Raw genomic sequence first — 24,660 nt, forward strand, 5'->3', positions numbered from 1 at the left:
ACTGCTGCAGACCGGGTGCAGACCGGCCTCGACCGCACGGTGGCCGGGCAGGAGGCGCAGGTGGCGGCGGGCCACCGCTACGCAGCCGAGGCGGCAGCAGTCACGGCAGCCAGTGCTGCCGCGTTTTACGACACCATCGCGGCGGGCCGGGCGGCTGTGGCGGATGGGTCGAGTTTCGGCGTGCGGGCGGGAGGATCGGACGGCCTGGCCCGGCCCAGCATCTACCGGCGGGACAGCAGCGCCAGTCAGACGCTGATCGTCGAGCTGGCGCCTGGCTCAGAACTCTCGGCCGAGGTGGCGGCGCGCACCGATCTGGTCCGGGTCACCAACGGGCAGACCCTGCCGGACGGGCGCGCAGTTGTGGCGGTCGAGGTCGACGCGCTGGGGCGCGTGCGGCGCGCCACCCTGCCGGATGGGATCGAGGTCGACTTTGCCGGACGCGAGGCCGCAGGTCAAAGGTATCGCCCCGATGGCGATGCCATGGTGATCGAGGTGGCGGAGGTCGAAATCGGCCGCGACCGGGCCGTCGAAGCCCCATCCGATATTGTCTGGGCACCGGTGTCCGACCCTCATGGCCGCCTGCCTCTGTCGATCGATGCAGCCGGAGCGGTGCGTCTGACCCCGGCCGAGGGGAGCCTGGACGACTATCTTGCGGTCTGGGCCAGCCGCCAGGGCCTGCCGGCACAGCCCCGCCCGGTGATCTGCCCCGATCTCATGGCCATCGTGGTCTATGGCCAATCGCTGGCCGCCGGCGTGGCCTCCACGCTCGCCCTGACCACGGTCCAGCCCTTTGACAATCTGATGCCCTCGGGTGGTCTCTTCGACGGCCCGGTCAATGATCAGGGGCCGACCGGGGCACCTGTGGCAGCGGCCTTTGAGCCGCTGCGCTACATCCAGCAAAACGCAAACCTCGGCGAAAACGTCGCGTATGGCGGTGCCAACATGCTGCGGGCGCAGACCGGCCAGCGGGTGCTGGCGCATTGCGCGGCCTATGGCGGGCGGTCGATCGCACAACTGTCGGCAGGCACCACCTATCACACCTGGCTGCTGCAGGCGGTGGCGCAACACCGGGCGCTGGCGCTGGCCAGCGGGCTGACCTACGGGCTGGGCGCTATCTGGTGGCTGCAGGGCGAGACGGACGCCACCAACAGCACGCCGATTGCCACCTACAAGGCGGCGCTGGCGGCACTGATCGACAGCATCAATGCAGCCTCGGGCCAAACACACCCGGCTGTGCTGCTGACCTATCAGACGGCCAGCCACACCGTCCGCGATGGCGGCCGCCCGCCCGAAATCGCCATCGCACAATGGCAAGCCGCCACCGAACACGACCAGATCATGCTGGTCGCGCCGACCTATCATCTGGCCTACAATGCCGACGACGTGCATCTGCCGCCGCACTCCACCCGCTGGCTGAGCCAGTATTATGCCAGGGTCACCGATATCGTCTGCGTGCAGGGGCGGGAGTGGCGCCCTCTCGAGCCGATCCGGGCCACGCGGGCCGGGCGCATTGTCGACATCACCTATCATGTGCCGGTGGCCCCGCTGGTGCTGGACCCGGGCCGGGTCAACGACCCCGGAAACTATGGGTTTACGGTGGTGACGGCGGGGGGCGCGGCCCTGACCATTGAGTCGGTGGCACTGCGTGGCGCGACCGCTGTGCGGATCGTGCTGGCCGCCGATCCGGGCGCGGAGGTGACGGTGCGCTATGCCTGGGGCGCCAATGGCGAGGAGACGGGCCGCTGGTCGGGCGCGCGGGGCTGTCTGCGCGACAGCGATCCGACCCAGTCCTACCACCTCGACGCGGTCGGGCGGCCCTACGAGCTGTTCAACTGGTGCGTGATATCGCAGATCCAAACGGAGCAAATCTGATGAGCCAGACCATCGTGCGCCAACTGCCTGGCGTGTTTTTCAACAACCCCGCCCTGCCGCGCATCGCGCTGCCCGGCGCCATTGCCGTGATCGACGGGCTGATCGGTGCGTACCGCTTTGCCGGGGCCGGCTATCTCTCGGACCTGTCAGGATCTGGCCGGACCCTGACGGCGGTCGGGGCACCCGTGGTCGCGGGCGGCTATGCCACCTGTTCGGATACGGCCTATTTCGACACCGGCATCACGCAGGCCGAAGGTGACAGTTATAGCCTGCTGATCACCGCGCGGCTGTCGGCGTTGCCGGCGGCCAACGCGTTCATCGTGGGCAACCTCGAAACGTCCGTTTCCGGCTGCACGGTCTTCTACCGTACGACCGGTCGCCCCTATGTCCAGTCCAGGCACATGACCAACACGGCGTCGAATGACATGATCGTCGCCAGTCAGACCGAGCAGTCCATCCTGGCCACGACCTGGACGATGCAGAGCCTGCGGCACTCTGGCCGCGTCGCCAAATGGGACATCCCCCGATCTCCCGCCTACAGCTACACCCGGACGGCCGGCGATCTGACCACCCGATACAAGCCCGGCGCCGCCTCGTTGCGCATCGGCCGGGCGGTCACGGCCGGTGACACCACGGCGGGCCGCCAGATCGCCGAGGTGCTGATCTACAACCGCATGCTCTCGGATGCCGAAGTCACCGCCGCCTATGCTGGCATGGCGGCCTATGCCGCCACGGTCGGCATCACCGGGATCTGACCGCAACCCGCCATCAATGCAATCGCCCGGATGCTGACCCGGACCCCGAACCGAGGAGACCACGATGCCAAGATCTGCCATTGTCAATGTCCCGATCCGCAGTTGGACCGAGTTGACCGCAGGTGATGTCGCCGCCATTGCCGTGCAGTGTCAGTCGGCCTATCCGGTGCTACTGACCGCCACCACCGGCGCGGCGCCGGCGGGCGTGCCGGATGACACCATTGCGACCTATGTCATCTCGCCCGGCCAACTCCTGCCTGCCAGCGTCTGGCTGGCCGATCTATGGCCGGGCGTATCCGGCGCGAAGCGCGTCTGGGCCTGGTCCGAAGGCGCCGGCGCCGCCTGCGCCGTAAGCCATGCGTGAGGGCGCCCAATGATCAAGTTCTTCGGTCAAGTTGCCGGCGCCGATCGCCGCCTGCGCTCGCTCTTTCGGACTGCTGACAAGGGTCTACTCCTCGAAGACCTGGCGCCCACCCGGGGCCGTCTGTTCGAGGACAGCGGCGGGTCGATCCCCGTGACCGCCGCCGGTCAGCCCGTGGGGCGTGTCCTCGATCTTTCGGGACGGGGCAATCATCTGACGCAAGCCACCGCGTCCAAAAGGCCCACGCTGGGGCGGCATCCGGCCTCCGGGCTGCGCAATCTGGCCCATGGCAGCGCCTCCGTGGCCAGCGCGCCCTATTGGATCGCCAGCGCCTCCAGCAACGGGATCACGGTCACCAAGATCGGCTCCGGCACCGAGGGCGGTCTGCCCTATGTCGATTACAACGTGGTCGGGACGGCCACGGCCCATACGTTCATCGGTTTGACCGCCTCCGCCAGCAATGGCCAGGCATCCGCTGCGCAGGGGGAGCCATGGTATGCTTCCTGCATCGCGCGGGTCTTGACCGGGACGCCACCGGCAGATTGTGGCATCCGGGCCGAACTGACCGAGATCACCGCGCCCGTAACGGTCAATGCCGGAGGTGCAGGGATGCTCTACAATGGCGCGACGGACGCGACGGTTTTCCGCGCCCTCACCGTCAGCAATGCGGCCAGCAACATCATCCAGGCGGGGCCGCACATCCGCACCGAGAGCGGGGCGGCGGTCAACTACACCTTGCGGGTCAAGGGCTGGCAGATCGAGCGGGGCACCGCGCGGTCGGTCTATCAGGCCAGCGTCAGCCCATATGATGTGACCGAGCCGGGCTATGCCGACCGATGGTATCTGGCCTTCGACGGGGTGGATGACGGGCTGGCCAGCCCGACGATTGCCTGGGCGACGGATGAGGTGACGGTGGTCGCGGGGCTGGCCCGGACGGCGCGACCCGGCAGCGGCACCGTGCTGGTCATCGGGCCCAACGCGAGCAACAACCAGTTCTATTTGCGATCACCGGACGCGGTGGGCATGGCAAACGCCGGGTTCAAATCGCGCGGTGGCGCTGCTGGCGGCGAGATTGCCCTGCTCAATATCTACGACCACACGCCCTATGTCTTGGCCGGGCAGGGCAAGATCGCGGCCGACCTGAATTGGTCGCGGGCAAACCGGGGCACCCCTGTCGCCCCGCCCGAGGACCAAGGATCGGGCGTCTTCCAGACAGCAGCCCTCTATATCGGTTCTCGCGGCAATACCGTTAACTACTTTGCGGGCCGCATCTACGGCCTTCTGGCCATCAACCGCGTTCTCTCCGCGACCGAACTTGAGGTCGCCGAGAGGATCACCAACGCAAAAACCGGAGCGTTCTGATGCGTGTGACAATTGCCTGCCCAGAGGCACTGATCGGGGACGCCAACCAACTGGCGCTGTGTCTGGGCCTCGGCCCCGAGGATGCGATGACCTACGGCGATCCTGTCTGGCAGGACGGCACGGGCGCCCTCTACGCTGTGGCCTCAGCTATGGTCAGCAACGGTTTCGTCGCCGCCGCCGCGTCGCCGCTGCCCGTGCCACCTTGGGGCGCCGATATGGCAGCTGCGGCACGGGCACAGGCCGCCATCGCCATCTGGCAGGGCGAGGACGCGATGCCCTGGGCCGCGCCGGATCGTCTGGCGGCGGTGATCGGGACCGATCCACAGGTCGCGCTGGCGGTGCTGGGGCTGACGCAGGTTGAGCAGGCCGCGTGATGCGCGATCTGCCACGCGGTTGGGGCGGTGATGCCGATCTCGAAGCCGCAGTCACACCCGACGAAATCAGCATCGTCATGGCAGGCTTTCAAACCACCATTGAAGCCGTCTTCAACCTAGCCTGAACAGGCCATCCGAAAGTTGCCCAGACAATCCCGGTCGGTCCGGGTCGCGCTGATCTGCGCAAATGCTATATGACCAGAGTCGTGGCGTCATTGCTGCAGCCTATAGTTGGGTGTTAATGATCCCGTTAAGGGGTGGCCAATCCCTCTCTTCACGGTGGCTGATGCTATGTGCGGACGTTTTGTCGACCCAGATATGAGGAGCGCCGGCCTCGACACCTCCTGGCTCAAGATCAACCCCTTCCCGAGGCGCTGGAACGTTAAGCCGACGCAAGACGTATTGATCGTCGCAAAGCATCCTGCCGAGGCCATGATGGCGCGCTGGTGGCTCATCCCGTCCTGGTTCGATGGGCCGAATGCCAAAGCCTGGAAGGCGACCACCTTCAATGCCCGGATCGAGGAGGCACGCGACAAGACCAGTTTTCGCAATGTCTGGCGGCATGGGCGCTGCCTGATCCCAGCCGGCGGCTACTACGAGTGGCAGGGCGAGCGGGGCGCCAAGCGGCCCTTCTTCTTCCGACTGGCGGGTAATGACGACACCTTGTGGGTCGCAGGCCTGGCATCACGCTGGCAGGGCCTGCTGACCTGCACGATGATGACCAGGGCGGCCAACGCCTCGGTCGAGCCGATCCATGACCGGATGCCGGTGATCTTGAACACCGAGGAGCAAGCCGCGTGGCTGGCGGGCAGCGATGATTTGGAGATCGGTGCGGGTACCCGGCTGCATCACTACCCGGTGCGCCGATTCGGTATCGCGGACGAGGGCGCCGATCTCATCGAGCCGGTCCAGTAATTCGCGGGCGCTTTGACGGCCCTTAGGAAAATCGCGCTGCTGCAAATCTTCGTGTCGCACACTGCAAATCTTCGTGTCGCGCTACATCAAACGTTGAGGTGGCGTTGAGGTAAAACGCTGGTGTCTATACACAAGTGTTTTTGCCGGATTCCAAGTCTTTGATAAGACTGGAATTTTTGGTTGCGGGGGCAGGATTTGAACCTGCGGCCTTCAGGTTATGAGGCGTGCCGAACAAACCATGAACAATCGCGCAGTAACCCGAGTTTTTGCGCGGTTTCCGCCAGTTGCGAAGCCGGTCCCCGAGGCCGGCCTGCGCGCGGATTGTCAGGATTGCGCAGCGGTTTTCACCCTCGTGCTTCCACCATGCTTCCAACGGGTGGCAGAATGATTTTCCGGTAGCACGGCAATCATCCGTCAATCCGCGACCAGAAGCCGGTCTTCTTGCCATGCTCCGCCTTTAGGCGCACGACATAGTCAAGGTGCGGCTCGACCGGTCCGAAGTCCTCGATCCTTCCGGCCAGATCGGCACAGCTCGCCAGGTGCTGGGCAGCATAGCCATAGCGCTTCTGCCTCCCCTCTGTCAGCGTGAAATCGATCATCGCCCGCAGCGCCACTGTCGCGGCCAGCGGATGCTTCTCTGCCAATGTCTCGGCCGCTGGGGCCAGGAATTCGTAGTGATCGCCGTCGACCTCGTCCTGCCGGTCGATCAGCAATCGTGCGGCATGGGCAAGCGATGGCCAGTTCAGAAAGAAGGCCAGGGCGGCAAGCAGGTCCGGATGCGCGGCGGCATGCGCCATCGCACGCTCCTCGGCCTCGATGTCCTCGAAATCCGGCAGACGCTTCAGATAGGCCCGCAGGTGCTCGCCCGACAGGTCGCGCTCGAAACATGCCCAGCGGAACGCCTGCGCCTCGTCCTTCCTATCAAGCGCCTCCAGCACGGCAAGTCGGGCGTCCTGCCACTCCGGCGGGATCCAGCGCGCCTTGTCCACCTCGGCCCGCTCGATGAAACCAAGCGCGTCCCCTGCCCTGCCAGCCGCCAGCAGACGCTGCGCGATCTCGGCCGCGATCTTTGGCACCTTTCGGGTCTTCGGGTCGTACTGGGCGATGAAGCCATCGACGTCACCCTGGACGTCGGCGATGTCCTTCAGCGCCATCTCGACCGTGCTCTGCCGCGCGCGTTCCTCCATCTCGTGGGCATAGCGCGTGCCGCCGCTGCCCCAGCCGACGGCCTGCCACTCGCTCTTTGGCGGCACCGGCACGGGCGTGCGCCCTAGTTCCTCGACCAGCGTTTTCAGATGTGCGACGCCGTCGGCGCCAAGCGCCGGGGCGATGATCGCGATCAGCCCGTCATACTGGCCAAACCCGTTGTCCTGCAGCGCGTCGAGAACCTGCCGCGCCAGCGCCTCGGGCGCAGGACCCGCCGCCTTGGCCACCTCGCCCAGATCGGCGCAGGCCTGGTGGAAGATGTCGATGACAGTGCCGCTGCTGTCGTCGCAGCGTTCGAACACGGGCGTGGCCAGTCCCATGAACCGCCACAAGAGGGCCAGCGCCTCACCCGGATCATGCGGGGCGATCTGTTCCATGATGGCGCTGCGCTGCGTCTTAAGATCCTTCACCAGCGGCTTGCGGTTCTGCCAATTCACGAAGGTCCGCGCCTTTGCGATGCAGTTCAGCCGCTTGGTGATCTCCCGCGCCGCCTCCCTCGGCCCCTCAGCTCCGGCGAGGGCCAGGCGCAGCTTGCGCTTGGCCGCGACATCACCGGTGCTGATCTCGATCAGCAGTTGCGCCAGACGCTCAGTGCCCAGCGCCTCCAGGTTCTTTGCATTGAGGGTGGATTTCGACGCCATCGGGATTCCGTTTCTTTTCGCGGACCTTAGCAGCGCGAATGGGTTACCGGAACCTGCGTTCTGATTCGTGCGGACCATCCTTTCCGCTCACGACTGCGATGCAGCCCCTGCGTGAGATTGCGCGGATTTTCCTTTTTCTACGCAATATCAATGTGTTCGTTGACTATGCATCCGCATTGCGCACTGTGGAAGCCAGACAACCCGGAAGCCGATCTCCCATGCCCAAACTCACAAAGCGCATCGTCGATGCCGCAGAAGCTCAAGCCGCCGAATACTTCGTCTGGGACAGCGACATCCCTGGCTTCGGACTTCGGGTGCTGCCAAGCGGCCGGAAAGGCTACGTCGTGCAATACCGCGCCGGACGCCGTTCTCGGCGGATCAGCCTTGGGCCAAGCACCGTGCTGACCTGCGAACAGGCACGCACCCGGGCCATCACCATCGTCGCCGCCGCGCGCAACGGGCAGGACCCTGCCGCGGAACGCGATGCCGGGCGCAAGGCTATCACCATCAAGGAACTGGCCGAGCGGTTCGACAAGGAACACATCGCCATCCGCGTGAAGGCCAGCACGGGCAAGGAGTATCGCCGGAACCTGCAGCGCTTCATCCTGCCCGCCCTCGGGCAGTTGACAGTCATAGGGATCACACGGGCAGACGTCGCAAAGTTCCACCACGACCTGCGGCACATCCCCTATCAGGCCAACCGCTGCCTCGAGGTGATCTCGAAGATGTTCAGCCTGTCCGAGATGTGGGGACTGCGTCCGGACGGGACCAACCCGCGCAAGCACATCCGGAAATACCCCGAGGAGAAACGCGAACGGTTCCTGAGCGCGGCGGAGCTGCGCCGGATCGGCGAGGTGCTGCGCGAAATGGAAGCTGAAGGGGTGGAACTGCCCTCGGCCATCCTCGCCGCCCGCCTGCTGATCCTGACCGGATGCCGTCTGAACGAGATCATGTCCTTGCAGTGGTCATACGTCGATCTCGACGTTCCTGCCCTGCGCCTGCCGGATTCCAAGACGGGGGCGAAGGTTGTCCGCGTCGGCCAGCCGGTCGTAGACCTGCTGCGGGGCGCCCGGCACGTCGACGGCAACCCTTGGGTGATCACCGGTACTCTGCCGGGCAAGCCCCTGAGCGATCTCCAGCCCTTCTGGCAGCGCGTCCGCGCCCGCGCCGGGGTAAAGGACGTCCGCATCCACGACCTGCGCCACACCTTCGCGTCCACGGCCGTGGCGTCGGGTCAGGGCTTGCCGATGATCGGCAAGCTCCTCGGCCACACGCAGGTCCAGACCACGGCGCGGTACGCCCATCTCGCGGCGGAACCCGTGCGGATGGCGGCCGATGCCGTCGCGCAGAACCTGCGGCAATCCTTGGGATAATTGCGCGCCAACCCTTCCCTTTTCGATTGATCCCCAAGCATCGCGCGGCTACGGTCTAGGAAAGCCCAGAAAATGGGCGCGCATAATTTCCATGCGTATCGACCGAAGACGGGAGAGCGTGGTGAGCAACGACAGGTCGGAGCTTCGTTGGGGGGTCGAGCAAAGGCTCGAGTTCATCGAGTTCCGCCTGTTCTGGGAGGGGCATGTGAACCGCAGCGATGTGATGACGCAGTTCGGGCTGTCGGTGAACCAAGCGTCATCCGACCTGAGCCGCTACATCGGCCTCGCCCCTCACAACATGGACTATGACCGTAGCCTGCGGACTTATGTGCGCCAGCCTGGCTTCAAACCAGTGTTCGACAAGCTGGATGCCGGTCGATACCTCGCCCAACTGCGATCAGTCGCCGACGGCATCCTCGATCAGGACGACTGCTGGATCGCGGGTCTGCCCACCTACGATTCCGCCCCCACCCCGGCGCGTGGCGTCGACCCTGCAACCCTTCGGTCCGTGGTCGATGCGATCCGCCGATCCGAGGCGGTCGAGGTGCAGTATCAGTCCTTGTCCAATCCGGAGCCCCGGTGGCGCTGGATCGCGCCGCATGCCATCGCCTTCGACGGGTTCCGCTGGCATACGCGAGCGTTCTGCCTGACCGACGATTGCTTCAAGGACTTCCTACTCTCACGGATCCTCGACATCCGCGGATCACGGGAAAGCGAAACGTCGGCCGACGAAGATCGCGACTGGCATTCCGAGGTAACTTTGGAGGTCGGACCCCACCCTGACCTCTCGGAGACGCAGGCCAAGGTCATCGCGCTCGACTACGGGATGCGGGGCGGCAAGGCAAAGATCAAGGTGAGGCGCGCGCTCCTCTACTACGCGCTCAGGCGGCTTGGGCTCGACACCGATCCGGCTGCTCGTCGCCCGCAGGAGCAGCAGATCGTGCTTCTTTCGCCACCTGATCTAGCCGGCAACTCAATTCAAAATGTGGGCGGGGAATAATGATGCCCATCGTAGCGGTCAGGAAAGTACACGCCGACGCTTCCTCGCAATCCCACCTAGTGATCAAAACTTGCATGCCATTAACTTGGCAGCTGTCCGAATAGGATTTCGTGATGGATATTAGTTCGGCCGCTTCACTTCAGACAGTTTTGAAAACCAGAGTGCTCGTAGGTTTTCTTGGCGAACGAGCGCAGTTTGGTTGGTGGCCGACGGCGTTTTACGAGTCGTCGGGCCGCCTCTTTCTGAAGCCGATCTTTTCGAGGACACCGCAAGTCGCCCAGTATCACGGTGTCGTGGAGGCTGCCCGCCGCCTCCACGACGAACACCTGAGTGTCGGCACTTACCACCTTTTTCGTCTGCCGGAGGAGATAGAGCAGGATCTCCACATGCTTGTGCAAACTGCGGGCGAAGAATGGTCTCCTGCGGCGCTCTATCGAGATAAACAGACTGCGCTCGCCATGCTCACCGATATGACTGGCGCTGCAATGAAGGGTGGCGTCGGCCCTGTTTCAATCGGAAATGTGAGGGATTTTGCCGACCACCTGACAGAGATTGCCTCGGTTTACTGCTCGGCGTTTTCGTCCAACGCCCAATCTTTTCCGTACCTGGTGAGATAAGCGATGGCAAAGGACGTTCTCTACACGACTCAGTTGCAAGCAGGGTTGGGGCTCGTGAGCGAGACGAAGGCGCTGCTAGAATTGTGGTCGCCGGGCATGTCCGTGTCGCAGCTTTGTCAGGTTGCTCTTGATTCCGGCAGGTTTCCGAACGTCACCGCTCGGCGTCTTCGCAACATTGTCTTCGAATGCTTCGCACCTCGCTACCTCGTTTCAAACGGTGCGCCAGCTCAACATTTGAAGAAAATCGGTGGTGCCGTTACTGGTTCAGATGTTGCGCAGCTGATGTTGTTATTCACGAGTCGAGCTAACCCGATTTTAAACGATTTTATTGGTAACGTTTATTGGGTCCGATATGCCGGTGGTTACGTTGAGGTTTCCAATGAAGAGGCACGGCTCTTCGTCGAGCGCGCGATCGACGATGGAAAGACGGCAAAACGCTGGTCGGAGTCAACAGTAAGACGGGTTTCCGCTTATTTGACCGGATGTTGTGCGGACTATGGTTTGCTTGAGCGCGGATTGCGATCGAGCCGCCGGATACTACCATTCAGGATATCGTATCCCGCTGCGGCCTATCTTGCTTTTGATCTTCATTTCGCGGGCATCGGAGACAATGCCCTGCTGACCCATCCTGATTGGCAACTCTTTGGGTTGGCTCGCGAGGATGTGTTGGATGAGCTCAAAAAGCTCTCTCTCAAGGGGCACCTCATCATTCAGGCCGCGGGCGACGTCGTTCGGATCAGCTGGAAACAACCTAGCATGGAGGCGCTTTGCGATGCCCTCTCTCAGGGATGACTTTGACGAGTTGCGCGAGCGCATCCGACATGGGCGCGAGCTGGGCCATGCCAGCTTCGAACCCATTTACTATCTGATCTTTGCACCAGAGCAGATCCTGGAGGTGAAGCGCCAGACGCCTGCATGGATGGCAAAGCTTCATCAAGAGGGCTGGGACGTTCACCCGTTTTCGATTGCGGAGAACCTCTGGGACATCCTTCAGAACGATCCGTTTTGGTCCCTCTGTCTGATGGAGGACAAAGCTTCGCCCCAAGACTGGGCACGCACAAATAAGGCCCTGGCCGATATTGTCACGTCGGGAGGCGGTCTGCTTCGGCGCCTCGAGGATGCGCTGAGGCCGCTCGAAGCCAGGCCGAACGCGCTGCTCCTCGTGACGGACCTCGAGGCGCTACATCCGTTCTTGCGCATCGGCGCGATAGAGAGCCAGCTGCAAGGCCAATTCTATGTACCAACCGTGTTCCTCTATCCCGGCGTTCGAACCGGAAAAACCCGTCTGAAGTTTCTGGGCTTTTACCCGGAAGATGGGAACTACCGGTCCGTCCATGTTGGCGGCTAGAGAGTTAAGAAAAGGCTGGGGGACTACGCCGTGAACATTCGCAAAATATTCGATCCGTCAAAGGATATTTACAGGACGATCGAGAAGGTCATCACTTATGGTGCCGCGCAGGAAGGGCGTCTGAAGGCTGAGATCTCCGAATATGTCGTGACCGAGAGCATCGAGGAGCAGTTCCGAAAACTCCTTGATCGCATGCAGCTGGCCATGGAGGCGGGTGGACAGAACGAGGTCGGGGTTTGGGTTTCGGGCTTCTATGGCTCGGGCAAAAGCTCTTTCACCAAGTATCTCGGCCTAGCCTTCGATAATCATCGCACGATCGACGGGACCCCATTCATCAAACACTTGCAGGATCGCCTGCATAAGCCGCAAACCAAGGCGTTGCTTAGCGCGGTCGTGCAACGTTTCCCGGCTGCCGTAGTCCTGCTCGATCTGGCTAGCGAGATGCTGGCTGGCGCGACCATGGAAGAGGTTTCCACGGTCCTCTATTTCAAGGTCCTCCAGTGGGCCGGCTATTCGCGGAATCTGAAAGTAGCCGCTTTCGAGCGAATGATCGAAAAGGACAATCGCACGGAGGAACTGCATCGCCGCGTTGCAGAGGCCTTGCCTGGAGCGACCTGGGACCGCGTTCAGAACAATCCGCTCGCGATCGATGGGCTTATCCCGAAGATCGCCCATGAGATGTATCCAGGATTGTTCCCCGATGCGAAGTCGTTCTCTTCAAGCACCGAGGGCTTCTTCCAGTTTGAGGATCAGCGTGTCCAGGAGATGATCGACATTGTCCGCGAGAAGAGCGGTAAGGCAAACATCATCTTCATCATCGATGAAGTCGGTCAGTATGTAGCGTCACGCGACAACCTGATCCTCAACCTAGATGGCTTGGCCAAGAACCTTAAGCGTCTTGGCGACGGCAAGGTCTGGATCATTTCCACGGCGCAGCAAACCTTGACCGAGGACGATCCGCGGGCGGCCTTGAATTCGGATAAGCTCTACAAGCTCAAGGATCGCTTCCCGATCCAGATCGACCTCGAATCCAGCGACATCAAGGAGATCTGCTATCGCCGATTGCTTGGGAAGTCCCCGGCGGGCGAGAAGCAACTTGGAGAGTTGTTCGATGCCCACGGCCAGGCACTTCGGCACAAAACGAAGCTGCAGGACGCCAAATACTACGAGGCGGACTTCAGCCGTGAGACGTTCATAAAGCTCTATCCGTTCCTGCCCGCTCATTTTGACATCCTGCTGCACCTTCTGGGCGCCTTGGCGAAGTCCACCGGCGGCATTGGTCTACGGTCCGCGATCAAGGTGGTGCAGGACGTGCTCAAGGGAGAGGGCGGGACGATGGCGATGGCCGATCAGCCGGTCGGCTGGCTCGCAACGACCGTCACGCTCTACGACGAACTAGAGAAGGACATTCGGCGCGCATTCCCGTCGATCCATCAGGCGGTCGGGAAGGCTCTCATTCGGTTTCCGGACTCGCAACGGCATCAGGACATCGCAAAGTCAGTCGCTGTCTTGCAGATCCTCGGCAACCTGCCGGTGACAGTGCAGAACGTCGCCAGCCTGATGCAGCCATCGATTACCGACCCGTCGCAGCTCGAGGCGGTGCAAAAGGCGGTCGAGGAGATGCTCGGCGACGTTCACGTTCCGCTCGGCGAGAAAGACGGCAACCTCGTTTTCCTGAGCGAGAAGCTTCGGGACATCGAGCAAGAGCGTGGCGCCCTGGCGCTGCGTTCGGTGGACGTCAGGCGCGTCTTCAACGACGCGTTGCGCGAGGTGTTCGATCCGCTGCCGCGGGTCAATCTTCATGGAACCTTGGCCGTTGCATCGGGCCTGAAGGTGCAAACGGGTAGTGCAGTGACCAGCCTTGCCGGCGATCAGAATGCTATCCAGACAATCGTCGAGTTGATCCCGGCGGCGGACTATGACGCGGGGCGCACCCGCATGCTCGACGACTCGCGCAGTCGTACCGGCAGGAACGTCATCGGCCTTTTGGCGCGGACGAATCCCGAACTCGATGACCTCGCCAACGAGATTTACCGCAGCCATCGCATCGCCGAGCTGCATCGCAACGAACCCGACCAGGAGGTCCGCGACTATTGCGCGGGGCAACTCGATCGGGCGGCCAAGCTTGCCGTTCAATTGCAGAGCAAGATCAAGCAAACCCTGCAGGGCGGGTCGTTCGTTTTCCGAGGCCAGGCCACCGCGGTTTCAGCTCTCAACGTGGACCTGCTGGAGGCTGCGAAGAAACTCCTCGCCGATGTCGCCGAGCAGGTGTTCGACCGATATGGCGAGGCGCCGGTCCGCGTGGCCACTGATACTGCTGAGAAATTCCTGAAGGTTGCCAACCCTTCGGCGATCAGCAGCAGCCTGGATCCGCTCGGCTTGGTGCAGACGGTCGCCGGACGTCCGACGTTCCGCTCCGACCACAAGTCGATGATCAGCATTCGCGACTACGTCGACAGGCGGGGCACCGTCGATGGAAAGCGGTTGCTCGATGACTTCAGTAGCGATCCCTTCGGATGGTCGCCCGACACCACGCGCTACATCCTCGCCGCCATGCTGATGGCGGGAGAGATCAAGCTCAAGGTTTCTGGTCGAGAAGTTACGGCAGCGGGCCAACAGGCGATTGACGCGCTCAAGACCAACAACTCATTCAAACCGATCGGCGTGGCGCTGCGGGACGAGCGCCCGTCGAACGAGACGCTTGCGCGGGCCGCCGAGCGGTTGACGGATTTGGTCGGCGACACGGTCATTCCCCTCGAGCAGGAAATCAGCAAGGCGACCGTCAAGCATTTCCCGCGGTTTCAATACGACTACGGCTCGCTGGCGGAGAAGCTGAGCGGTCTCGGCCTCGCTGGGAGCGGTCGCGTCCAGGTGATGAATCAAGAGTTGGCCGACGTGCTCTTTACTGACGCTTCAGACGCCCCGCAGCGCCTGGGCGCGGAGGCTTCGGCCCTATACGACAACCTGATGTGGGCGCTCGAGGTAAAGCGTTCGCTGGACAGTGGCCTTGATGGGACCTTGCGGGAGTTGCAGTCGCACCGTTTGGACGTCGAAGCGCTTCCCGATACGGGCATCCCCGGCGAATTGCGCAACGAGCTTCGGGAAGACCTCTCAGCGCTGTCCGATCGCTTAAAGACGGACGACTTCTATAATCATGTCGCGGATTTTAACTCTCTGCTCACCCACGTCAAAGGGCGTGTCCGCGAGTCCGTGATCGCACTGGGTGATCAGCAGAAGCTTCGGATCAAAGAGGGTGTCGAGGACCTCCAGCGTCTGCCTGAGTGGCCGGAGCTTACCCAGGAAGAACGCGGAAATGCCGTAGATCGACTTGAGGCACTCGCTCTCGCCGTTCCGCACGACTTGGCCGGCCTGAAAAAGCTGCTGGCCCGGGACTACGATATCAGCAGCACTCTCGAGGACATCAAGCGGTCGATCAACCGGCAGCGGCAAGAACGCATCCGCCAGGAGCTCGACGATGAGGCTGCAAAGTACAAGGCGCAAGGCGGCGGCAAGCTCGCACGGTCGATCGCGGTGCCGTCCAAACTTTCGTCCGCCAGCGATCTTGACGCGCTAATCCTGAAGCTCAACGAGATCAAAACCCAGCTCGCGCTCTTCGACGAGATCGAGGTTTCCTTCGTCGTCGAAGGAGACCAGTGACGATGGCCTTCGATCAGCCGACCCGAAACCGCCTCCAACGCTTCGTCACTGCGGCGCGAAGCACGCTGGAAGAAGAATTCACGCGCCAGCTGCAGAATGACTACGGAATGGATCCGGCCTCCGGCACGGTCGCCCAGTTGGCGAGCCTTCGCCACATCGACGATCAGCAGTGCGAGACGGCACGGATTCTGCGCGATACGCTGGCTCACTATTGTGCTGGCGAGGACACCGATACGAAGGCGGGTCTCGACCGCATCGTGCGCGAACAGGCCTTCACCGTCCTCAACCGCCTAGCGGCGCTGCGCATGGCCGAGGCGCGTGGACTGCTGATCGAGTCCGTCGGCAATGGCTACCAGGCCAAGGGGTTTCAGCTTTACGCCCGTCTGGTAGGCACCGGCCTGGGCGAAACTGGCGACGCTTACCGCGTCTATCTCCAGAGTGTCTTCGACGAGCTTTCGCAGGATCTGCCCGGCCTCTTTGACCGCTTCTCGCCCCAGGACCGCCTGTTCCCGCGTGAGGCCGCGCTGATCCAGGTCCTCAACCTCATCAACCATGGAGAGATCGAACCGCTCTGGGCCGAAGATGAGACGATCGGCTGGATCTACCAGTACTTCAACTCGAAGGAAGAGCGCAAAGCGATGCGCGAGGCGTCCCAGGCGCCGCGCAACAGCCGCGAGCTTGCGGTGCGCAACCAGTTCTTCACCCCGCGCTATGTGGTGGAGTTCCTGGTCGACAACACGCTGGGGCGGCTCTGGTTCAACTGGACGGGCGGACAGACCGGCCTGCGTGACCGCTGCCAGTACCTGCTGGTGAAACCTGACACTGTTGTCCTTGGAAACATGAGCATCGAGGATGCCGCGTCAGCGAGAATTGCTAACGCCATCATGAAAGGCCAGCTATCGGACCTGCCGAATTTCGACACCACAGACCAAGGTGTCCAAGCCATGATCGAGTTTTCCCACTGCGTGAATGGCTACGATCGCGACCAATCTGAGTTAAGGGGTCAGTCGCTCGGCTCGGCGTACTTTGACGGCTATAGGCGAGACCTGCAATCCGGACGCATCGACGCACTCACGACCCAGCAGATCTGGGACGGCCTGTTTTTCGAGTGTCGTGCAGACCGGCATGGCGGCTTCGGCGAAGTCTACCAGGAACAATGGTTCTTGGCAGCCGTCCAAGAGATCGTCGCACGGGTGAAGGGGGATCGGGAGCGTAAACCCGAACTCATTCAGAAGCCGCTGAAACTTCGCGACCCGCGCACGATCAAGCTGCTCGATCCGGCCTGCGGGTCGATGCACTTCGGGCTCTACGCCTTTGATCTATTTCTGGAGATTTATCGTGAGGCCTGGGCGTGGGAGCAGACCCATGGTCCCGGCTGCCTTGATACCGAGACCGGCGGCAGCGCCGATCTGAAACCGCTCAGCCAGACCTACGCCGACCAGGACGCGTTCCTGCACGACGTGCCGCGGCTGATCATCGAACACAACATCTATGGTGTCGATATCGACCCGCGCGCGGCTCAGATCGCGTCGCTGGCGTTGTGGTTGCGGGCGCAGCGCGCCTGGCATCAGGCGGGCGTGCAGGCCAAGGACCGGCCGCAGGTGGGCCAGGGCCATGTGGTGGCGGCCGTCGCGCCCCCGGCCGAGGTGGACCTGCGCAAACGGTTCATGGAGGAGCTCGATCCCCTGGATGCTGAGCTGTTCGAGCAGACGCTGTTCATGCTCAAGGGCCTGCCCGAGCTTGGGGTGCTGCTGCAGGTTGAAAAGGAATTGCCTGCCCTTGTGCGCGCGGTCTTTGGTGAGCATGGCGATCTCTTCCGCGCGGAGGATATGGCGCAATGGCAGAAGGCCGAGGCACGGCTGCGCGAGGCGCTGACGGACTATGCCCGCGCGGCGCGCTCCACCTATCAGGGGCGGCTGTTTGCAGAGGATGCACTGCAAGGGCTGCGGATGATCGACCACTGCCGCGAGGTGTTTGACGTGGTTGTTATGAACCCGCCCTTTGGGGCCCTGGCTTCTGGAACTAAGGAGCAAATTTCCAAGGCTTATCCGAACAGCAAGAATGACTTGCTCGCTGTCTTTGTTGAACGCGGCCTTGAGTTAATGCGCACAAGTGCTCGCATTGGTGCGATTACTTCACGAACCTGCTTTTTCTTGTCCAGCTTTCAAAGTTGGCGCGAAAACGTTGTGCTAGGCACAGCGAAACCTGAAGCAATGGCCGATATGGGTCACGGCGTAATGGATGACGCGATGGTTGAAGCAGCCGCTTACGTCTTAGAGAAGCAAGCATGACCCTATTTCTTCGTCTCTCCGAACCCGTCAATAAAGAGCAAGCGCTTTTGGACATGTGCTCCGACATTCGAGTGGGCCAAACTCCTGCAAATTGTTTTGAGGTAGCACCTGAGGAGTTCTCTGCAATCCCTGGCTCGCCATTCCCATACTGGAGCAGTGAGAACCTGCGCGGCAGCTTCCATCTGCTTCCGGCATTTGAACTTGAAAGCCGCTGTGCCCGTGTTGGCCTCCAGACGTCAGATGATTTTCGCTTCGTTAGAGCTTTCTGGGAGATAGATTCTACGTCACAAACTAAGACTTGGTTTCCGTTTGTCCGAGGCGGCGGAGCTTCAAAGTTTCAAGGGGTTCTTTCTCTCTTTGTCAATTGGAAGCACGACGGGGAGCAGCTGAAGTCCTGGGCCACTATTGTCAACAATGGAAAACACTGGTCGCGAAATATTAGGAGCCCTGACTTTTACAAAAGACCAGGTATCACCTGGCCGCTTCGGGCAGCCGAGCTTTCGCCATATCCAATGCCTAGTGGGTCGCTATTCAGCGTTCGGAGTGCGGTAGCATTTGAAGAGACTGAGAATCTCCTTCCACTACTCGGACTAATGGCCAGCAAGCCATTTGATTATCTGTATAAATTGCTATTGGGACGATTTGGCCATCCAGAGTTTGGAATCGGCGCGCTACAAAAAGTTCCTGTTCCAACGCATATTTCACCGAGGCTCGGTGCGCTAGCTAGGTCTGCGTGGTCTTTCAAGCGAGTTCTGAAGACTACAAGCGAAACTACACACGCGTTCCTCCTGCCCGACGCATTGCGCGCACGTCTTGGAGACTATGACCCACCGTCGATTGAAGCTGAGCTAGTTAGAATCCAGGCAGAGATCGATGACATCGCCTTTGGTCTTTACGGGTTCAGTGACGCGGATCGCGCTGCAGCGCTAGGGTCATCTGGCGCGGTGGACGAAGATGACGGAGACGAAGACGCTGACGATACCGAAGACGACGATGGTGGCGAAGCGGTCGACCAGACGGACGGTCTGCTTAGCTGGGCCGCTGGCGTCGCCTTCGGCCGCTTCGACTGGCGATTGGCCACAGGAGAGCGCGAGGCCCCACCCGAGCCAGACCCCTTTGATCCGTTGCCCGCCAAAAGCCCCGGCATGCTGCCTGACGGAGCAGAGCCGTTCCATGCCCATTCCGGCATCCTGGTGGACGACCAGGGGCATCCGCATGACCTCGCCCGCCTGATCGAGGAAGTGCTCGCCCGCGTCGACGCCCCGGTGCCCGCTGATGTGCGCCGCTGGCTGCAGCGCGATTTCTTCCCCTTGCATCTGAAGCAATACAGCAAGAGCCGCCGCAAGGCCCCGATCTACTGGCCGCTCTCGACGACTTCGGGCAGCTATACGCTGTGGTTCTACTACCCCAGCCTGACCAGTCAAACGCTCTACTCCGCCGTCAACGATTTCGTGGAGCCGAAGCTGAAGCAGGTCAGCCGCGACGCCACCACGCTGCGCGACAAGGGCGCTGCCCGCTCGCGCGACGACGAGAAGGCGTTCGAGGCGCTCCAAGCCCTTGAGCTGGAGCTGATCGAGCTGCGCGACACCCTGCTGCTGATCGCCCCGACCTATCGCCCGAACCATGACGACGGCGTCCAGATCACCGCCGCGCCCCTGTGGCAGCTGTTCCGCCACAAACCCTGGCAGAAGATCCTGAAGGACACCTGGGCCAAGCTGGAGAAGGGCGACTACGACTGGGCCCACCTGGCCATGGCCTATTGGCCGGACCGCGTGCGGGAGAAGTGCAAAGCCGACAAGTCGCTGGCCATCGCCCACGACCTGGAGCACCTTTACGTCGAGCCCGAGGCCCAGCCAAAGAAGGCCCGAAAAAAGCGGGGTGACGCATGAGTATCGCTGCTTTCATCCGCGACACGATCCTACGCCCCCGATTGCTCGAGGCAGGCTGCATGGTCGTTTATGATCCAGACCGGCGCTATCAGGCAATTTGCGCCAGCCTTGAGGACGAGCGGGTCCGGGTGGTCGACGCATCGGAAAGTAGCATCGAAAGCCGACTGGCAGCGATCGAAGCGCTGCGCGAGGTCGGCCGACCAAAGAGCGACCTGGATGCGGTTCTGATCTACGTGCCCAAGCGGCGGTCGGAGACGGAGGAGGAACAGCAGGTCGATCCATTCTCGATCTATGCCGCCAGCGGCGCCAGGTTTCCGCGTGACGACGGCGACGACTATCTGAGCCTCTGCCTACGCGCGAAGCCCGATCATTCGACCGAGGTTCGCCGTGTTTTCGCGGGTTCGCCCTCGGGCCCGGCCTTTTCGGTCATCGATGCGATTGGCGGCGGCGCCAGCTGGCCGCAGTTGCGCGCCGCCTTGAAGGTCGAGTCCGGACGGGAAATCCTCGTCGCTCTGCTCGCGCCCAGTGTGGCGCAGGTCGACGCGCTTAAGGCTCAAGAGGGATGGGGCGAAGAAGCCCGTGAGTTTCTGAGGGCGACCCTGGACATGAGCGTCAAGACTAGGGGCAAGACGTGGAATGCCCTCGCCGACGAACTTTGGCGCTATGTGCTTTTCAGCGAATTCGTGTTCGACCTGCCGGTCGCGCTGCCGGCGTCGCTGAAAGACGTGCCACATGCGCCGAACCAGGCGAAACCGATCGTCGAGGATGTCTGCGATCGGCTGCGCAACAACCCAAATGCACGCAACACCTACATAGAACGAGCCGAGGCGATTGAAGCCGAATTGGATCTGCCGGATCGGTGCAGTTCGATCGATGACCTGGGTGAGCGGGACACGTTCCCGTTCGAGGAGCGAACCTTTCTTAAGGCTGCGATCAAGGGAATCGTGGCCAACGACATGGATGCCGCCCGTCGCGTGTTGGCCCGCCACAAGAACTCCGTGTGGCTTGGAAAGGGCGAAAGCCAGGCCCAATGGGAGCTGGTTCGTGCCGGTCTCAGCCTCATCGAGGCCTGCGACGATTATGAGCGGCAACTGCCGGAAAATGCGCGTTCACAGGCCGATCTGCTGGAATTCTATCTGGGGAGCCTACGGGAGGCCGATCGCCTTCAGCGCGAATTCGAGCAGGCGGTCGGAGACTTCTTGGATCCGCATGGCCTGATGCAAGAGGTGATCGATGAGGCGCGAGCCCGCTATCGTCGTCTCGCCGAGCGAGTCCAAGCCGTTTTCGTCAAACACCTCGAGACGACTGGCTGGACGCCGCCAGGACGGCTCGCCAATGCCGACATCTTCGATCGCTTTGTAGCGGATCGCCTGAAGGAGGGCGGACGACGGATCGCTTACCTGATGATTGATGCGCTGCGCTACGAACTCGGCGTGGCGCTGGAGAAGATGCTGTCCGAAGACGGACCGGTTGAACTGCAGGCGGCTTACGCCCAGCTTCCAACGATCACGCCGGTGGGAATGGCCAGCCTGCTGCCCGGCGCGCGGACGGAGCTGACGCTCAGCCTGGAGGGGGACTCGCTGGTCCCAAAACTGGGCGGAGCGCGTGTCGCCAACGTCAGCCAACGCATGGACGTTCTGAGGAAACGGTTGGGCGATCGGTTCCAGGAGATGCCGCTCAACGATTTCGTTCGCGGCAAGCCGAAAATCTCCGAGACGGTCGACCTTCTCGTTCTGAGGTCCACCGAGATCGACAGCCAGCTGGAGAGCAACCCCGAGACTACCCTCGGCCTGATCCCAGGGACGCTGAAGCTCATCCGCGTGGCGCTGCATAAGCTTCGCGGGATGAGGTTCAGGGACGCGGTCATCGCGACTGACCACGGCTTCTTCCTGAATGCCCAGGCGGAAGCAGGTGACGTGTGCATCAAACCCCAGGGCAATTGGCCAATCACCGCACATGATCGCATGATGTTGGGTGACGGAAATGCTGACACGCACAGCACGGTAATCGGAGCGGAGAAGCTAGGCGTTCGAGGTGATTTCGCTCGGGTCGCCCTGCCTCGGAGCATGGCGCCCTATCGGGCGGGACACCTTTATTTCCACGGCGGCGCGTCGCTCGCCGAAGCGGTTGTACCGGTGCTGGTGGCGCGGCTGGACACCAATGAGCCTGCGGCAGTCGGTAGGGTGACGGTCATGCTTTCCTATAAGAACGGCGCCAAGCGCACCACGACGCGCGTGCCTGTGATCGATATCCGGGTGCAGTCCGACGACATGTTCTCGCAGGGTGTAAGCGTCGAGGTGCTGATCGAAGCCCAAGACGCCAAAGGCAATGTCGTGGGCGAGCCTCGCCCGGGCGGCGACGTGAATCCCGCCACGCGCACGTTCACACTCATGCCCGGTCAGAGCAAGCAGATCGCTTTGCGGATGGAACCGGACTTCGAAGGAAAGTTCACGGTCAAAGCGCTCAATCCAACGACACTGGCGAGCTTCAGCGCCCTCACTCTCGAAACGGATTACACTGTATGAGCGAATTGGATGCACTCGATCGGCAGCTGACCTCGGCGTTCGACGGTAAGGTCGTCCGCAAGGATCTGCTGCATCGGATCAAGAAGGGCACGAACGTGCCGACATTCGTGCTGGAGTTCCTCCTCGCACGCTTTTGCGCCAGCGACGATCCGGCCGAGATCGACGCGGGGATGGAGGCCGTTCTCGCGACGCTACAGGACAATTACGTCCGCCCCGATGAGGCCAATGCAGCCCAATCGAAGGTCGCGACCAAAGGAAAGCACCGATTCATCGACAAGGTGCATGTCCGATTTGTCGAGAAGGAGAAGCGCCACTGGGCGTCGCTGGAAAACTTCAACTCGCAGCGTATCGCCGTCGGTGAGAAATTCTACCGCGACAACGATCGCCTGCTCGAGGGGGGGATATGGGCGGAGGTGACGCTGGCGCACAACGCGATCGAAGAAGATGACTACGCCTTCTACATCGAGGACTTGCGCCCAATTCAACTCTCACGCTTTGATTTTGAGCAGTACGCGAAAGGCCGGAAGGCGTTTTCGCGGGACGAGTGGCTCGACGCGATTATGCGGTCGGTGGGGCTGGAGCCGGCCAAGCTCTCCAAGCGGGTGAAACTACATTTCATCGCGCGACTGGCGCCTCTAGTTGAGCCGAATTACAATTACATCGAGCTCGGCCCGCGCGGCACAGGTAAGTCCTATTTCTTCAGCGAATTTTCGCCTTACGCCACTCTAATCTCGGGCGGTCAAGCGACCAAGGCGACGCTCTTCTATAACAACGCCCGGCGAAAGGTCGGCCTCGTAGGCTATTGGGACACCGTGGCATTCGACGAGGTGGGAGGGATCAAAGTGCGCGATCCCGACACTATCCAGATCATGAAGGATTTCATGGCCAATGGCCGCTTCTCGCGCGGCGCGGAGGTGATTGCCGACGCGAGCTTGAGCTTCGTCGGAAATATCGATCTTTCGGTCGAACAGGTCGTCAACTCGACCGAGTACGACCTTTTCCAGCCGCTACCGCCTGAGTTGGACTTGGCGGTGATGGACCGGTTCGCCGCGTATATCCCAGGCTGGGAGATGCCCAAGAACAGCAGCGAGTTTCTGACGAACCGGTATGGTTTCATTACCGACTATCTAGCCGAGGCCTTCCATTACCAGTTTAAGCATACGAACCGGTATGAAGAGGTCAGTCGCCGCATCCGACTCGGTAAGGCCATTGAGGGGCGGGACGAGAAGGGCATCAAGAAGACGGTAGCGGCCTTCTTGAAGATCCTACACCCGGACAGCGGCGCCACCGACGAGGAGTTTGAGGAGTACGTCGCATATGCGACCGAATGCCGGCGCCGGGTGAAGGAGCAAATGAACAAGCGCAAACCTGATGACGAGTTTGCGCGCATCAACCTGTCTTACTTCGGGGCGAGCGGAGAGGAAATCGTCGTCTTTTGCCCTGAGTCCAAAGATGCGCTCGCCACACAGCAGCCAGAGCGCCGGCGTCTCAAAGCGGATGAGACGGAAGATACGTCCAAGCCACGTGCGGCGCGGCCCAATCCGGCTAAGTCTGAGCCTTCCGCCACGCCTGTCCAGTCGTCCGCCGATGAAGCTCGGGCTGAGGCCGCTGCCGCAGAGCCGCAGGAACAGCATTTCACAATTCTTTATGGCGACACCGGGCACAGCTACGAGTCGATCATGGGACCGTATATCCGCGGAGCCAAGGCGGTCACGATTGAGGACCCTTATATTCGCCTGCCTCATCAAATTCAGAACTTTGTTCGCTTCTGCGAGACCTGCCTCAAATCGGGGACGGTCAAGTCGATCAATCTGATCACTGGCTACGACGACAAAACTCAACTCGCAGACATCTCTGAGAAGATTGAGGATCTGAAGCAAAGCCTCCTAGAAATGGACGTCGTGCTTAGTGCGAAGCTGAACCCAAATATGCACGACCGGGAAATTCGACTGGACAATGGCTGGGTCATAAAGATCGGGAGGGGACTCGACTTCTATCAACGACCTGGGAGCTGGTTCGAAGTTGGTGCGAACGATCTCAGCCTGAGGAAGTGCCTCGAGACGAAGGTCGATATCTTTAGAACCGGTATGCCGGAATAGGGCTAGACGAGGGTTCTGGACACGCCCGCGCCTGTTCTCGAATCATCGTGGCCCAGCCGGTCAAGCAGTTGTTGACCAGCAGCTTGCCGGCACCCGTGTACGGATCGGACAGCTCAGAAGTCCGTCTCCAGATAAACCCCGGCGCAGTCGTAGGCGACGGCGGCGGCTGTAGCGCCGGTGTTCAGGAACAGCCGTGGTGACAGGAACTGCGTCACGGCGGGCAGGTCGGCGGTGATCTCCTGCTCGAAGACCGCGCCGGAAACCTCGTCGACGACACGCACCCAGACCGAGCTGCCATGTAAGCGGTCGCTGGCCACCACGGTCAGCTTATCTTGACGGCTTGAAGTTCCAGGGCAGCAGGTCGTCGATGCGGCT

18 protein-coding genes and 1 pseudogene are annotated in these 24,660 nt (G+C 61.8%); 17 read left to right on the forward strand and 2 right to left on the reverse strand.

The window, feature by feature from the left end; genetic code table 11:
• From HS053_RS21080 to HS053_RS21110, 7 genes are all read left to right on the forward strand, one after another.
• Positions 1–1,872, forward strand: a 1,872-nt coding sequence (locus HS053_RS21080; RefSeq protein WP_206677660.1) for a sialate O-acetylesterase, incomplete at its 5' end; no start/stop codon positions are given.
• Complete coding sequence (locus tag HS053_RS21085; protein ID WP_174213210.1) at positions 1,872–2,627, forward strand: LamG domain-containing protein; 756 nt, start codon at positions 1,872–1,874, stop codon at positions 2,625–2,627. The genes HS053_RS21080 and HS053_RS21085, both read left to right, overlap by 1 nt.
• 64 nt (positions 2,628–2,691) lie before the next feature.
• Positions 2,692–2,991 carry a hypothetical protein gene (locus HS053_RS21090; protein ID WP_174213211.1) on the forward strand — a complete coding sequence of 100 codons (300 nt, stop codon included), beginning with the start codon at positions 2,692–2,694 and terminating at the stop codon, positions 2,989–2,991.
• A 9-nt stretch (positions 2,992–3,000) separates the two neighbouring features.
• The gene (locus HS053_RS22445; RefSeq protein WP_241699976.1) at positions 3,001–4,350 is read left to right on the forward strand and encodes a hypothetical protein; all 1,350 of its coding nucleotides are present in this window, start codon (positions 3,001–3,003) and stop codon (positions 4,348–4,350) included.
• A complete protein-coding gene (locus HS053_RS21105; RefSeq protein ID WP_174213214.1) occupies positions 4,350–4,724 on the forward strand; it encodes a hypothetical protein in 375 nt (124 codons plus the stop codon). The genes HS053_RS22445 and HS053_RS21105 overlap by 1 nt, the downstream gene beginning before the upstream one ends.
• Complete coding sequence (locus HS053_RS22555; protein ID WP_277817085.1) at positions 4,724–4,849, forward strand: hypothetical protein; 126 nt, start codon at positions 4,724–4,726, stop codon at positions 4,847–4,849. The genes HS053_RS21105 and HS053_RS22555 overlap by 1 nt, the downstream gene beginning before the upstream one ends.
• Before the next feature lie 166 nt (positions 4,850–5,015).
• Positions 5,016–5,639 (forward strand): SOS response-associated peptidase, encoded by a 624-nt coding sequence (locus HS053_RS21110; protein WP_174213215.1) that lies wholly within the window; start codon positions 5,016–5,018, stop codon positions 5,637–5,639.
• Positions 5,640–6,046: 407 nt separating this feature from the next.
• Here HS053_RS21110 and HS053_RS21115 read toward each other — a convergent pair whose 3' ends face one another.
• On the reverse strand, positions 6,047–7,486 hold the full coding sequence (locus HS053_RS21115) for a DUF6880 family protein (RefSeq protein ID WP_174213216.1): 1,440 nt from the start codon (positions 7,484–7,486) through the stop codon (positions 6,047–6,049).
• 218 nt (positions 7,487–7,704) lie between these two features.
• Here HS053_RS21115 and HS053_RS21120 point away from each other — a divergent pair, with 218 nt between their 5' ends.
• The 10 genes from HS053_RS21120 to brxL all read left to right on the forward strand — a co-directional run bounded on the left by HS053_RS21120 (position 7,705) and on the right by brxL (position 24,285).
• A complete protein-coding gene (locus tag HS053_RS21120) occupies positions 7,705–8,859 on the forward strand; it encodes a tyrosine-type recombinase/integrase (RefSeq protein WP_174213217.1) in 1,155 nt (384 codons plus the stop codon).
• Positions 8,860–8,980: 121 nt separating this feature from the next.
• The gene (locus HS053_RS21125; RefSeq protein WP_174213224.1) at positions 8,981–9,859 is read left to right on the forward strand and encodes a WYL domain-containing protein; all 879 of its coding nucleotides are present in this window, start codon (positions 8,981–8,983) and stop codon (positions 9,857–9,859) included.
• A gap of 113 nt (positions 9,860–9,972) precedes the next feature.
• On the forward strand, positions 9,973–10,476 hold the full coding sequence (locus HS053_RS21130) for a BrxE family protein (protein WP_174213218.1): 504 nt from the start codon (positions 9,973–9,975) through the stop codon (positions 10,474–10,476).
• Between the two features lie 3 nt (positions 10,477–10,479).
• Positions 10,480–11,268: a BrxA family protein gene (locus HS053_RS21135; RefSeq protein WP_174213219.1), complete on the forward strand. Its 789-nt coding sequence runs from the start codon at positions 10,480–10,482 to the stop codon at positions 11,266–11,268.
• A gap of 10 nt (positions 11,269–11,278) precedes the next feature.
• A complete protein-coding gene (locus HS053_RS21140) occupies positions 11,279–11,824 on the forward strand; it encodes a BREX protein BrxB domain-containing protein (protein WP_241699977.1) in 546 nt (181 codons plus the stop codon).
• 30 nt (positions 11,825–11,854) lie between these two features.
• Complete coding sequence (gene brxC, locus HS053_RS21145) at positions 11,855–15,481, forward strand: BREX system P-loop protein BrxC (protein WP_174213221.1); 3,627 nt, start codon at positions 11,855–11,857, stop codon at positions 15,479–15,481.
• Between the two features lie 2 nt (positions 15,482–15,483).
• Positions 15,484–17,772: an Eco57I restriction-modification methylase domain-containing protein gene (locus HS053_RS22225; protein ID WP_206677662.1), complete on the forward strand. Its 2,289-nt coding sequence runs from the start codon at positions 15,484–15,486 to the stop codon at positions 17,770–17,772.
• A gap of 944 nt (positions 17,773–18,716) precedes the next feature.
• On the forward strand, positions 18,717–19,661 hold the full coding sequence (locus tag HS053_RS22230; RefSeq protein WP_206677663.1) for a hypothetical protein: 945 nt from the start codon (positions 18,717–18,719) through the stop codon (positions 19,659–19,661).
• Complete coding sequence (locus HS053_RS21165; protein WP_174213223.1) at positions 19,658–22,186, forward strand: PglZ domain-containing protein; 2,529 nt, start codon at positions 19,658–19,660, stop codon at positions 22,184–22,186. The genes HS053_RS22230 and HS053_RS21165 overlap by 4 nt, the downstream gene beginning before the upstream one ends.
• Positions 22,183–24,285 (forward strand): BREX system Lon protease-like protein BrxL, encoded by a 2,103-nt coding sequence (gene brxL, locus HS053_RS21170; RefSeq protein ID WP_206677664.1) that lies wholly within the window; start codon positions 22,183–22,185, stop codon positions 24,283–24,285. The genes HS053_RS21165 and brxL overlap by 4 nt, the downstream gene beginning before the upstream one ends.
• Before the next feature lie 113 nt (positions 24,286–24,398).
• Here the strand turns inward: brxL and HS053_RS21175 are convergent.
• Positions 24,399–24,660: pseudogene (locus tag HS053_RS21175) on the reverse strand (hypothetical protein); the annotation flags it as partial.

It is taken from the genome of Tabrizicola fusiformis (assembly GCF_013328815.1).
GTDB lineage: Bacteria > Pseudomonadota > Alphaproteobacteria > Rhodobacterales > Rhodobacteraceae > Fuscibacter.

Bases quoted from the DNA above. Each gene is read 5' to 3' on its own strand.
- HS053_RS21085 (WP_174213210.1), top strand. From the start codon at position 1,872: ATGAGCCAGACCATCGTGCGCCAACTGCCTGGCGTGTTTTTCAACAAC.
- HS053_RS21090 (WP_174213211.1), top strand. From the start codon at position 2,692: ATGCCAAGATCTGCCATTGTCAATGTCCCGATCCGCAGTTGGACCGAG.
- HS053_RS22445 (WP_241699976.1), top strand. From the start codon at position 3,001: ATGATCAAGTTCTTCGGTCAAGTTGCCGGCGCCGATCGCCGCCTGCGC.
- HS053_RS21105 (WP_174213214.1), top strand. From the start codon at position 4,350: ATGCGTGTGACAATTGCCTGCCCAGAGGCACTGATCGGGGACGCCAAC.
- HS053_RS22555 (WP_277817085.1), top strand. From the start codon at position 4,724: ATGCGCGATCTGCCACGCGGTTGGGGCGGTGATGCCGATCTCGAAGCC.
- HS053_RS21110 (WP_174213215.1), top strand. From the start codon at position 5,016: ATGTGCGGACGTTTTGTCGACCCAGATATGAGGAGCGCCGGCCTCGAC.
- HS053_RS21115 (WP_174213216.1), bottom strand. From the start codon at position 7,486: ATGGCGTCGAAATCCACCCTCAATGCAAAGAACCTGGAGGCGCTGGGC.
- HS053_RS21120 (WP_174213217.1), top strand. From the start codon at position 7,705: ATGCCCAAACTCACAAAGCGCATCGTCGATGCCGCAGAAGCTCAAGCC.
- HS053_RS21130 (WP_174213218.1), top strand. From the start codon at position 9,973: ATGGATATTAGTTCGGCCGCTTCACTTCAGACAGTTTTGAAAACCAGA.
- HS053_RS21135 (WP_174213219.1), top strand. From the start codon at position 10,480: ATGGCAAAGGACGTTCTCTACACGACTCAGTTGCAAGCAGGGTTGGGG.
- HS053_RS22225 (WP_206677662.1), top strand. From the start codon at position 15,484: ATGGCCTTCGATCAGCCGACCCGAAACCGCCTCCAACGCTTCGTCACT.
- HS053_RS21165 (WP_174213223.1), top strand. From the start codon at position 19,658: ATGAGTATCGCTGCTTTCATCCGCGACACGATCCTACGCCCCCGATTG.
- brxL (WP_206677664.1), top strand. From the start codon at position 22,183: ATGAGCGAATTGGATGCACTCGATCGGCAGCTGACCTCGGCGTTCGAC.